This window comes from Segatella copri (genome assembly GCF_019249655.2).
Lineage (GTDB): Bacteria > Bacteroidota > Bacteroidia > Bacteroidales > Bacteroidaceae > Prevotella.
In genome coordinates this window covers 1,158,439-1,170,000 of record NZ_CP137557.1, presented here as the reverse complement: position 1 = coordinate 1,170,000, position 11,562 = coordinate 1,158,439, and the positions used below count along the sequence as shown (strand labels likewise).

5 protein-coding genes and 2 rRNA genes (1 of these 7 only partly in view) are annotated in these 11,562 nt (G+C 43.4%); 3 read left to right on the top strand and 4 right to left on the bottom strand.

Annotated features, from left to right (window positions below; all coding sequences use genetic code 11):
- The 4 genes from KUA49_RS04345 to KUA49_RS04330 all read right to left on the bottom strand — a co-directional run.
- Window positions 1–205, bottom strand: a 23S ribosomal RNA gene (locus KUA49_RS04345) (it extends 2,693 nt beyond the left edge of the window).
- A gap of 419 nt (window positions 206–624) precedes the next feature.
- Window positions 625–2,156: ribosomal RNA gene (locus KUA49_RS04340) — 16S ribosomal RNA — on the bottom strand.
- The 16S and 23S rRNA genes sit together here, the layout of an rRNA operon.
- Before the next feature lie 853 nt (window positions 2,157–3,009).
- Entirely contained in the window at window positions 3,010–4,467 is a 1,458-nt protein-coding gene (locus tag KUA49_RS04335) for an IS1182 family transposase (protein WP_218413607.1), read from the bottom strand.
- Window positions 4,468–4,838: 371 nt separating this feature from the next.
- A complete protein-coding gene (locus KUA49_RS04330; RefSeq protein ID WP_218413607.1) occupies window positions 4,839–6,296 on the bottom strand; it encodes an IS1182 family transposase in 1,458 nt (485 codons plus the stop codon).
- Window positions 6,297–6,861: 565 nt separating this feature from the next.
- Here KUA49_RS04330 and KUA49_RS04325 point away from each other — a divergent pair.
- From KUA49_RS04325 to KUA49_RS04315, 3 genes are all read left to right on the top strand, one after another.
- A complete protein-coding gene (locus KUA49_RS04325; protein WP_218412927.1) occupies window positions 6,862–9,072 on the top strand; it encodes a hypothetical protein in 2,211 nt (736 codons plus the stop codon).
- 44 nt (window positions 9,073–9,116) lie between these two features.
- The gene (locus KUA49_RS04320) at window positions 9,117–10,274 is read left to right on the top strand and encodes an OmpA family protein (RefSeq protein ID WP_203049858.1); all 1,158 of its coding nucleotides are present in this window, start codon (window positions 9,117–9,119) and stop codon (window positions 10,272–10,274) included.
- Between the two features lie 107 nt (window positions 10,275–10,381).
- Complete coding sequence (locus tag KUA49_RS04315) at window positions 10,382–11,542, top strand: hypothetical protein (protein ID WP_203049856.1); 1,161 nt, start codon at window positions 10,382–10,384, stop codon at window positions 11,540–11,542.
- Window positions 11,543–11,562: the final 20 nt, after the last annotated feature.

The window sequence follows — 11,562 nt, the reverse complement described above, 5'->3', positions numbered from 1 at the left end:
TGCAGGTACTAAGATGTTTCAGTTCCCTGCGTTAGCTCTCAATCTTGAAGATTGAGTAACCGTCCTTCAGACGGCTAGGTTGTCCCATTCGGAAATCTCCGGATCAAAGGTTATTTGCACCTACCCGAAGCTTATCGCAGCTTATCACGTCCTTCATCGCCTCCGTGAGCCTAGGCATCCGCCATACGCCCTTTCTTACTTTCTTTACGACTGTATTTGCTATCAGATAACTGACAGCGAATAAGTAGCTCATACTTTCAGCTGTATTCTAACTTGTGAAATCTCATCTTGCGATTTGATTCACTTTAGTCTGAACTAAAGTTCATTACTTACAGTTTTGCTTGTGTCAATATGTCAAAGATCTTTTTGTCAGTTTATAGTTGAAAGTTGACAGTTTAAAGCAACTCAACTAATGACAGAGTGGAGATTGTGGAGTTGAACCATTTTGCTTGAGCCGAGCTGTTAACTGTTAACTTTAAACTATTAACTAAAAACAACTTTCTCAGTCTCCTGTATTTGATTAAACAGATGGTGCGTACAAGAAGAGAAGCGAACTTTTAATCAGTCACTAAAGCTATAAACTATTAACTATAAACCAATAGCTAAAGATAATCGTCTCTCCAGAAAGGAGGTGTTCCAGCCGCACCTTCCGGTACGGCTACCTTGTTACGACTTAGCCCCAATTACCAGTTTCGCCCTAGGCCGCTCCTTACGGTCACGGACTTTAGGCGCCCCCGGCTTTCATGGCTTGACGGGCGGTGTGTACAAGGCCCGGGAACGTATTCACCGCGCCATGGCTGATGCGCGATTACTAGCGAATCCAGCTTCGTGGGGTCGGGTTGCAGACCCCAGTCCGAACTGAGACAGGCTTTAAGGATTAGATGCGCTTTGCAGAACACCATCTCTCTGTACCTGCCATTGTAACACGTGTGTAGCCCCGGACGTAAGGGCCGTGCTGATTTGACGTCATCCCCACCTTCCTCACACCTTACGGTGGCAGTGTCCCCAGAGTGCCCAGCGTGACCTGATGGCAACTAAGGAGAGGGGTTGCGCTCGTTATGGCACTTAAGCCGACACCTCACGGCACGAGCTGACGACAACCATGCAGCACCTTCACAGAGACCCCGAAGGGCGTCATTGTCTCCAAATCCTTCCTCTGCAATTCAAGCCCGGGTAAGGTTCCTCGCGTATCATCGAATTAAACCACATGTTCCTCCGCTTGTGCGGGCCCCCGTCAATTCCTTTGAGTTTCACCGTTGCCGGCGTACTCCCCAGGTGGGATGCTTAATGCTTTCGCTTGGCCGCTGACCTATTCAGACCAACAGCGGGCATCCATCGTTTACCGTGCGGACTACCAGGGTATCTAATCCTGTTCGATACCCGCACTTTCGAGCTTCAGCGTCAGTTGCGCTCCAGTGAGCTGCCTTCGCAATCGGAGTTCTTCGTGATATCTAAGCATTTCACCGCTACACCACGAATTCCGCCCACTTTGTGCGTACTCAAGGAAACCAGTTCGCGCTGCAGTGCAGACGTTGAGCGTCTACATTTCACAACACGCTTAATCTCCGGCCTACGCTCCCTTTAAACCCAATAAATCCGGATAACGCCCGGACCTTCCGTATTACCGCGGCTGCTGGCACGGAATTAGCCGGTCCTTATTCATAAGGTACATGCAAAAAGTCTCACGAGACTCACTTTATTCCCTTATAAAAGCAGTTTACAACCCATAGGGCCGTCATCCTGCACGCTACTTGGCTGGTTCAGACTCTCGTCCATTGACCAATATTCCTCACTGCTGCCTCCCGTAGGAGTTTGGACCGTGTCTCAGTTCCAATGTGGGGGACCTTCCTCTCAGAACCCCTACTGATCGTCGCCTTGGTGGGCCGTTACCCCGCCAACAAGCTAATCAGACGCATCCCCATCCATCACCGATAAATCTTTAATCTCTTTCAGATGTCTTCTAGAGACGTCATTGGGTATTAGTCTTACTTTCGCAAGGTTATCCCCAAGTGATGGGCAGGTTGGATACGCGTTACTCACCCGTGCGCCGGTCGACGCCTAGAAAAAGCAAGCTTTCTCTATCGTTTCCCCTCGACTTGCATGTGTTAAGCCTGTAGCTAGCGTTCATCCTGAGCCAGGATCAAACTCTCCATTGTAAAATATCATTTTTACTTCTTGCCTCATTGCTGAAGCAATCGGTGTTTGTTGTCTGTACTTAGGACGAATATCCTTTTCGTTTATTGAAGCTTAGTAAACCTGACTTGTCAATTGCTTGACGGTTCGTTTCTTTTACCCAGTCAACTTTCTTATTTCTAAGAAGTTAACCGCTTCTTGTACTACTTGTCTGTTTATGTAAAATCTTTCAAAGAACTCTTTCTTTATTGCTTCGAGTAATGCTTGATTTCTCAAAAGCGAGTGCAAAAGTACTAACTATTTCCGAAACTGCCAAATGTTTCGAGGAAAAACTTTCATTTTTCTTTTGATTTTAACATTCAGAAACACTTCAAAGTTTCATTTTCTGCGTTATACCTTATTATATTATATAGCATGAGGTGTGCACGAACACACACCACTATCAAGGCTACTGATAAGGGCTAAGAAATGGCCTCAAAAACACGCCAAAAGTGTTTCAAATGCTTTTTTAAGTGAAACCGTTTTTTTCCTTAAGGGAAAATCTACGTCTCCTTAACTGAAACTTCAAGTTTCCTTAAGGGAAAATTTTCCCATGCTTAAGGGCTGTTTTGGGGGCTTTATATATAAATAATTCTAGTTTCGCAAGTATGCTCCACACGCCCTGAAAGGGCAGAAGCTCCTAGCCCAGGGAGGGCACTGAAAAAGGTACCCAATTTTAAGTTGCATAGCTTGTTTTTGAACTTTAATTCTTGTCCAAGAAGCATTTCATCTTTTAAAAGTGGAATACTTTTTTGGACAGGAATATAGCCCCAAATAGCTTTCTATAGCCTTTCTGGCGCTTAATTCGGCAATATATAGAGGAATCTACTTCCCCCCTTATGCATTTTGCATCAATTTGATGATTCTTTTCACATTTGCAGCGAAAATAGTCAAAGCACCCTGCATTTCCATGCACGACAAACCGTATGACAGGGCTCTGTCATATCCTAAGACATTCTTAAGTTCGGAGTTCTTGGCTTCTATCTTGTATCGTTTCCTCTGAAGATTTATAAACTCTTCTGTTTTTTGATATTCGATTTGCTCCAACTGTTCATCCGATTTGATGGTAACCGCATATGTTTTTGTCTTGGCTCCTTCCTTGTAGCAACCTTCACGCAATGGACAGACCTTGCATTTGTCCACATCAAAATAATAGGTAATGCTGGAGTTTCTGTGACGCTTGTCATTTTTGCGATTATTCATCTCTTTCCATTTCGCCAGATGCCCTGCTGGGCAGACGTACAGATCTGCATCCTTGTTGTATTCAAAAGGGAGTTTGTTTGTTCGATTACCGTCAATTACAGAGCTTAAACGAGCAGAGAGGCGCATATTGTTTTCCTTTGCCATTTTGAGATTCTCCTTGCTGGAATATGCCTTATCTGCTACTATGGAATCAACTTCCATTCCTGCTTCCTCTGTCTTTTTTATCAATTCCGGCAATTGCTGTCCATCACCCTTCTCGCCGGAGGTGACGGTAGCTGCGGTGATAATTCTCTCATCGCTCATAGCTATATGCGTCTTATAGCCAAAGAATGAAGAATGCGCTGTTTTATGTCCTGTACGGGCATCTTCATCTTTTGATATTACGCCTCGGGTCTCTGCATCGGAAATGGTTTCTTTCAGCATGTTAAGACGTTCCTTGACTGCAGGCATATTGGCAGTTGCAGCGTCAGCTTCTACTGTTGCAACTATTGTTTTGGCAGCAGTCATGATAGAAGAATACTTCTTTTCTTTTGGAAGCTCAGGCAATTCCATGCTGTCATCTACAGAATCAACGACCTTGATTACGTCCTTGCAATAATACTCCAAACTCTTTGCTGCACTGATAGGGTTGGAACGAGAATGCGTATGGGTTGCATCAACAATGATGGTTCTAGACTTGAGGACACCAGCTTCTATAGCAATAGAAACAGTCTTCTTGATGAGAAGATCCAACAGGTCCATATCCTTCAGGCGAAGTCGACGGAATTTGGTCAAGGAACTAGGATTAATCAGATTAGTCTCCTCAGGAGTTAATCCCAAGAAGTACTTAAACGACATATCATAGCGAGTACGTTCAACAACATCAACATCCGATATGTTATAGATTACCTTTAAAAGAAGATACTTAAACATACGGATAGGACTCTCTGCTGTACGACCATTGTCATGACAATACTTGTCCTGCAATTCCTGGTATACGAAACTAAAGTCCACCAGGTCAGTAATCTGGCGGAGCAGGTTGTCTTTTGGGATAATCAAGTCATACAAACTTGAATAATCACTGAATGATATGGTCTGTTGTTGCTCTAGCATAATCCTTGTATTTTCCTACAAAGATACAAAAAATATTGCACATATGCAACTTTTGGGTACACTATTTCAAAGATCGAATGTTAAACTAACATAACCAATGAAGGGACTTTTTCAGTGCCCTCCCAGGGCAGCGCCCTGGGTATACAAGCAATCAGCAAGGCGTCCTGTAAGGGCAAAAGCTTTGGAGGGCACTGAAAAAGGTACCCAATTTTAAGTTGCATAGCTTGTTTTTGAACTTTAATTCTTGTCCAAGAAGCATTTCATCTTTTAAAAGTGGAATACTTTTTTGGACAGGAATATAGCCCCAAATAGCTTTCTATAGCCTTTCTGGCGCTTAATTCGGCAATATATAGAGGAATCTACTTCCCCCCTTATGCATTTTGCATCAATTTGATGATTCTTTTCACATTTGCAGCGAAAATAGTCAAAGCACCCTGCATTTCCATGCACGACAAACCGTATGACAGGGCTCTGTCATATCCTAAGACATTCTTAAGTTCGGAGTTCTTGGCTTCTATCTTGTATCGTTTCCTCTGAAGATTTATAAACTCTTCTGTTTTTTGATATTCGATTTGCTCCAACTGTTCATCCGATTTGATGGTAACCGCATATGTTTTTGTCTTGGCTCCTTCCTTGTAGCAACCTTCACGCAATGGACAGACCTTGCATTTGTCCACATCAAAATAATAGGTAATGCTGGAGTTTCTGTGACGCTTGTCATTTTTGCGATTATTCATCTCTTTCCATTTCGCCAGATGCCCTGCTGGGCAGACGTACAGATCTGCATCCTTGTTGTATTCAAAAGGGAGTTTGTTTGTTCGATTACCGTCAATTACAGAGCTTAAACGAGCAGAGAGGCGCATATTGTTTTCCTTTGCCATTTTGAGATTCTCCTTGCTGGAATATGCCTTATCTGCTACTATGGAATCAACTTCCATTCCTGCTTCCTCTGTCTTTTTTATCAATTCCGGCAATTGCTGTCCATCACCCTTCTCGCCGGAGGTGACGGTAGCTGCGGTGATAATTCTCTCATCGCTCATAGCTATATGCGTCTTATAGCCAAAGAATGAAGAATGCGCTGTTTTATGTCCTGTACGGGCATCTTCATCTTTTGATATTACGCCTCGGGTCTCTGCATCGGAAATGGTTTCTTTCAGCATGTTAAGACGTTCCTTGACTGCAGGCATATTGGCAGTTGCAGCGTCAGCTTCTACTGTTGCAACTATTGTTTTGGCAGCAGTCATGATAGAAGAATACTTCTTTTCTTTTGGAAGCTCAGGCAATTCCATGCTGTCATCTACAGAATCAACGACCTTGATTACGTCCTTGCAATAATACTCCAAACTCTTTGCTGCACTGATAGGGTTGGAACGAGAATGCGTATGGGTTGCATCAACAATGATGGTTCTAGACTTGAGGACACCAGCTTCTATAGCAATAGAAACAGTCTTCTTGATGAGAAGATCCAACAGGTCCATATCCTTCAGGCGAAGTCGACGGAATTTGGTCAAGGAACTAGGATTAATCAGATTAGTCTCCTCAGGAGTTAATCCCAAGAAGTACTTAAACGACATATCATAGCGAGTACGTTCAACAACATCAACATCCGATATGTTATAGATTACCTTTAAAAGAAGATACTTAAACATACGGATAGGACTCTCTGCTGTACGACCATTGTCATGACAATACTTGTCCTGCAATTCCTGGTATACGAAACTAAAGTCCACCAGGTCAGTAATCTGGCGGAGCAGGTTGTCTTTTGGGATAATCAAGTCATACAAACTTGAATAATCACTGAATGATATGGTCTGTTGTTGCTCTAGCATAATCCTTGTATTTTCCTACAAAGATACAAAAAATATTGCACATATGCAACTTTTGGGTACACTATTTCAAAGATCGAATGTTAAACTAACATAACCAATGAAGGGACTTTTTCAGTGCCCTCCCTGGGCTAGGAGCTTCTGCCCTTTCAGGGCGTGTGGGTGAGATACTTGCGAAAGTTCAATAAATAAGGTATAGGGAGAAGAGAAACTGGACTAGACGAGAAGCGAACTGATATACATCAAATAGTAAGAAAAATATTTTTACCCAACTTTTGTTAACTTGAAGGAAAACAGCGGAAAATGAGGGGAAGAATGCTTAAAAAAGATAAAAAACAGTGTTTTTTTCGCATTTAAATGCTTGAAAATCTTTCTATTTGAAAAAAAAGCTATAACTTTGCAGCGGTATATATACATTTGGTAATAAATAAAGGAATAAAAACAAAGGCTAAGAATTAAAAGTCAAAGCGTGACCTAACACAACAATGCAACAGAATGCTATCTTGCAGTGGTCATGGATGACTTGTTAGAGTTAGACAACATAAGTTTAATTAAATTTTTTATAAAAATGAAAAGACAATTAACTAGTATTTTGCTCTTCTCTGCCCTCTTGATGGGTGGAGCAAGCACTTTTGTGTCTTGTACAGATCACGAAAGCGACGCTGCTTACAACACTAGCATTTCTATCGCTGATGCTGTTACCAAGCAGATTGAGGCTTTGAAAACTGCAGACCAACTTTTGCAGGCCAACATTGATGCACTGAAGAATGGCGAAGTGAAGGCCAATAAGGACAAGATTGATGTTCTCGAAGGAAAGATTGCAGATAATAAGACTGCTATCGAGACCTTGAGTGGCTCTATGACCCAGCAGTTTACAACTCTCAACCAGAAGCTTAATGAGTCTATTGGTGCTCTTAACGCTACTATTGCAGGCAAGGCTAATCAAGCCGACTTGGAGGCATTACAGTCAACAGTAGCTGGTATTACAGGTAGTCTCCCTGCAGAACTTGAAAAGTTGAATAAGGCTCAGCAAGATATCGCTGGACTCAGAACAGACCTTAACAATAAGGCTGATGATTTGCAGGGCAAAATTGATAACCTCAACACAGATCTCAATAATAAGTTGGGAACTCAGGGTAATGACATCGAAACATTGAAGGATGCTAAGGATCAAATCAACACTCAGTTGGGAACCATGAGTAACCAGCTTAATGATATTGTTGCTGAGGTTGCCAACCTCAAGAGCGCTATTGCTGACATCTTGAACAAGGGTGTTACTGGCATTGAGATTCAGGCTACAGACTGCCCTGTAACAGGTTACGAGAATGCAGCATTCTTGGGCGCACAGGCAAATATCCTTTCTGCATATTGGAGTGCTCCATCTACAGGTGATGAGGAATTCGGTGTAGAAGGTGGCAAGATTATCAAGTCTGACGCTGGCAACATCTACATCAACATCAACCCTGCTAATGTTGATCCATCTGCTATCACATTCAGATTGGTAGACAGCCAGGGTAATGACGCTCCAGGCTTCAAGCTGGGCGCACCTGTTATCACAGACAAGGTTCTGAAGTATGGTATCTCACGTGCAACATCAGCTAATGGCTTCTACGCTATCCCTGTAGAGTGCACAGATCCTCAGAACGATGGTTTGGAATTGAACAAGGGTCAGTTGAAGGAAGCTGCCAAGAACGTACTCGCTAAGTTGCAGCACCCTAAGTCAACCAACTTGAACTTGTCTGGACTTGCAACAGCTTTGTATAGCAACATCAATAATAAGTTGACAGCATACGGAATCCAAGCTTCTTGGAAGCAGAAGGATGAGACTGGCAAGGAAGTAGATAAGGTTGTTACATCAAAGATCAACTTGGCTGCCTTCGCAGTTAAGCCTTTGAGTTTCAATTTCTTGGCTAATAACAGCAAGCTCGACAACTTGAGCCTCGACCGCTTCATGTTCCCTACAGGTATGAAGGAGAAGTTGAATGGTATCAATGGTATCGACTTCAACAACATCATCGATCCATCAACAGGCAAGACCATTGAGGTAGCTACAGTAGTGGCTGTTCCTGGTGTAAAGGTAGTTGCTAACGGCAATGATCTCGACTTCATCCAGATTTCAGACAACAAGAAGCTCAACACTATCAAGAACGCTTATATCGTAAGCGAGGAAGTAGCTAACAAGGATATCTCTATTGAAGTAAATGGTGAGTCTGGTTCTACAACTTTGACTACATATATCTATGAGATTAAGGTAAAGGATGATACCATGAAGAAGCTCATCGCAGACCTGAACTCAAACTTGTCAACAACACTTGGTCCTGTAAAGACTGCTATCGATTGGGCTAATACATTCGCAGGCAAGTATGATGCAGTTGTTCCTACAGTCAACAACCTGATTAAGAAGATTGAAGGCATAATCCATAATGCCAACAAGTTCTTGCAGCCAGCAATGCTGTTCAAGTCAAGCAATGGCAACTGGGGCTTCGTAAGCACAGGTCACCGCTTCGCAACCAGCTTCGTAGGTGTAGGTGCTACTCCATTGGTAGCAACAACTTACACAGCAGAGCTTTTGGCTCCAGCTTACAAGAAGCAGTTGTATGTGAAGGAGGCAGGTGCAGAGATCTTAGTTAACGGTAAGGCAACAAAGGCTCCATTCAACGGCGAGATCCAGAAGGTAGTATTCAATGCTTCTAAGGCAGGTAACTATACTATCGTTTACAAGGCTATCGATTACTCTGGCAAGGTAGTAGAGAAGAACTTCTACGTTACAGTTAAGTAATTAAACATTCGATTAATAGGCAATTAAATTAATTAGGTAAGATTATGAAAATTAAGAATATATTACTGTCAGGTGTAGTAGCTATGGGTTGCATCAGTGCATCAGCCCAGGAAGCTGATAAGACTGTAAATGTCTTCAATCCACACTGGTATGTACAGGCCCAGATTGGTGGTCAGTACACTTTGGGTGAGGTTGGTTTCGGTAAATTGTTGTCACCAAACGCTCAGCTTGGTGTAGGTTACAACTTCAACAAGGTTGTTGGTGCCCGTTTTTCTCTTAATGCATGGCAGAGCAAGGCAGGTCAGAAGGTTATTTCTGATGGCGCTACTACAACATACAAGTGGAAGTGGAACTATATCGCCCCTATGGTTGACGCAACATTCAACCTCACAAACCTCTTCTGCGAGTACAATCCAAACCGTTTGGTAGAGGTAGGCGTATTCGGTGGTATCGGTGCCAACATCGCTTGGGGTAATGACGAGGCAGCAGACGCACAGGCTGCCATCTTGGCTACTCCAGGTAGCAAGAACCTCGTAGGTTATGACAAGACAGCTATGCCATTGGAGAATCTTTGGGATGGTACAAAGGCTCGCTTCGTTGCACGTGTAGGTGCTAACGTAGACTTCCGCGTAAGCGATCGCGTTAAGTTGGGCGTTGAGCTTTCAGCTAACACATTGAGCGACAAGTACAACTCAAAGAAGGCTGGTAACCCAGACTGGTACTTCAACGCATTGGTAGGTGCAAAGATTGCCCTTGGACAGACTCACAGCACTAAGGTAATTCCTGCTCCAAAGCCAGTAGAGAAGATCATCGAGCGTATCATCGAGAAGCCAGCTCCAGCACCAGCTCCTAAGACAGAGACCAAGCAGGAGGCTGTAGATGAGAACTTCCGTCGTGATATCTTCTTCCCAATCGGTAACTCAAACATCGCAAAGTCACAGACTACAAAGATTGCTGAGATTGTTACCTTCATGAAGGAGAATCCAGATGCAAAGATCACTTTGACAGGTTATGCTGACAAGGGTACAGGTAGCGCTGCATTCAACGATAAGATTGCTGCTCGCCGTGCTCAGACAGTTTACAACACACTCGCAGCTAAGGGTGTTGCAAAGAGCCGCATGATCAAGAAGTCAATGGGTTCACGCGTTCAGCCATTCGAGGAGAACGATATGAACCGTGTTACTATCTGTATTGCTAAATAAATTAGCTATCAGATAATCAATTATAAGAATTAATATAACCGGTCTTCATACTTACCATGTAAGCAATGGAGGCCGGTTATTTTTTAACTTTAAGAACGAAAACAAGAATGAAAAAGATTTTTTTTATGCTTCTGCTGGCAAGTTCTGTATTGCTCAGTGCCCAAGCCCAGATTAAGGGCAGTGGTTTCTACAGAGTGAAGAATGCAAGCTCAGCCAGATGGATGACATTGTGTGACAACGAAAGCGCAGGTATCGACTACAACAGTACCACAGCCGACTGCAGCTCACTTGTTACCAACGCTCTCTGGGATGAGATTTCCTGTGATCCGGGAAGTATCTTCTATCTGGATTCAAAGGGTGGAGAGAGCTACAATATTCAGGCTCAAGGTACCAGCATCAAGGAGATGATTGATTACTATATCAACATCACTCCAAGAGGAAAATATTATGCAGCATGGCAAGAGCTCAAAGGCCAAAGAGCATTATTGGCAGATAAAAACAGTTCGAAGGACAAGAGCTGGGTGGTTACCACAGGTAATCAGAGCAACTGGAGTGTGACTCCAGTCAACAATAGCGACAACTACCTGGGCGTGAAGCCAACCCTCACCGTAGGCAATAAGCATTACGCAGCTTTCTTTACAAGTTTCGCCTACACCTTGGGACAGGGCATGAAGGCATACTACATCACCAAGATAGACGAATGGAGAGGTAATGTAGCCTACAAAGAGATAACAGGCACAGTTCCAGCCAAGACCCCAGTGATCATAGAATGCAATTCAACTGATGTCAGCAAGAACCAGATTACTCCTGTAGTAAGCAGCGTAGCGGCTCCTAGCGACAACAAACTGGTGGGAGTATATTTCAGCATCGGCAACAGATGGAGCGGCAAATACAACGCAGTGAAGTTTGACGCTACAAAGATGCGCACGCTTACACTGAATTCAGCAGGTAAACTGGCATTGACCACATCCACCGATTTACTCCCTACCGTAATTCTGAAAGAAGAAGCAAACGGAGAGCATCTCACCTCGTTGGCAATTCCTGCCAACAGCTGTTACCTACCAGTTTCAAGCAAGGCACCCAAGGAGATAACCCTGATGACAGAGGCAGAGTATGCCACCGGAATTTCCACCCTCAGTGCTACCCCAAGTAAGACCACATACACAGTCTACACACTGACCGGTGTGCTAGTAAAGAAAAATGCAGAGACGATAGGCGACCTTCCAAAGGGAATTTACATCATCAATGGCAAAAAAATAGCTCTTTAAGGAATAAAAAAGCCCCAAAT

Coding starts and splice junctions, on each gene's coding strand:
- KUA49_RS04325 (WP_218412927.1), top strand. CDS start 6,862: ATGAAAAGACAATTAACTAGTATTTTGCTCTTCTCTGCCCTCTTGATG.
- KUA49_RS04315 (WP_203049856.1), top strand. CDS start 10,382: ATGAAAAAGATTTTTTTTATGCTTCTGCTGGCAAGTTCTGTATTGCTC.
- KUA49_RS04335 (WP_218413607.1), bottom strand. CDS start 4,467: ATGCTAGAGCAACAACAGACCATATCATTCAGTGATTATTCAAGTTTG.
- KUA49_RS04330 (WP_218413607.1), bottom strand. CDS start 6,296: ATGCTAGAGCAACAACAGACCATATCATTCAGTGATTATTCAAGTTTG.
- KUA49_RS04320 (WP_203049858.1), top strand. CDS start 9,117: ATGAAAATTAAGAATATATTACTGTCAGGTGTAGTAGCTATGGGTTGC.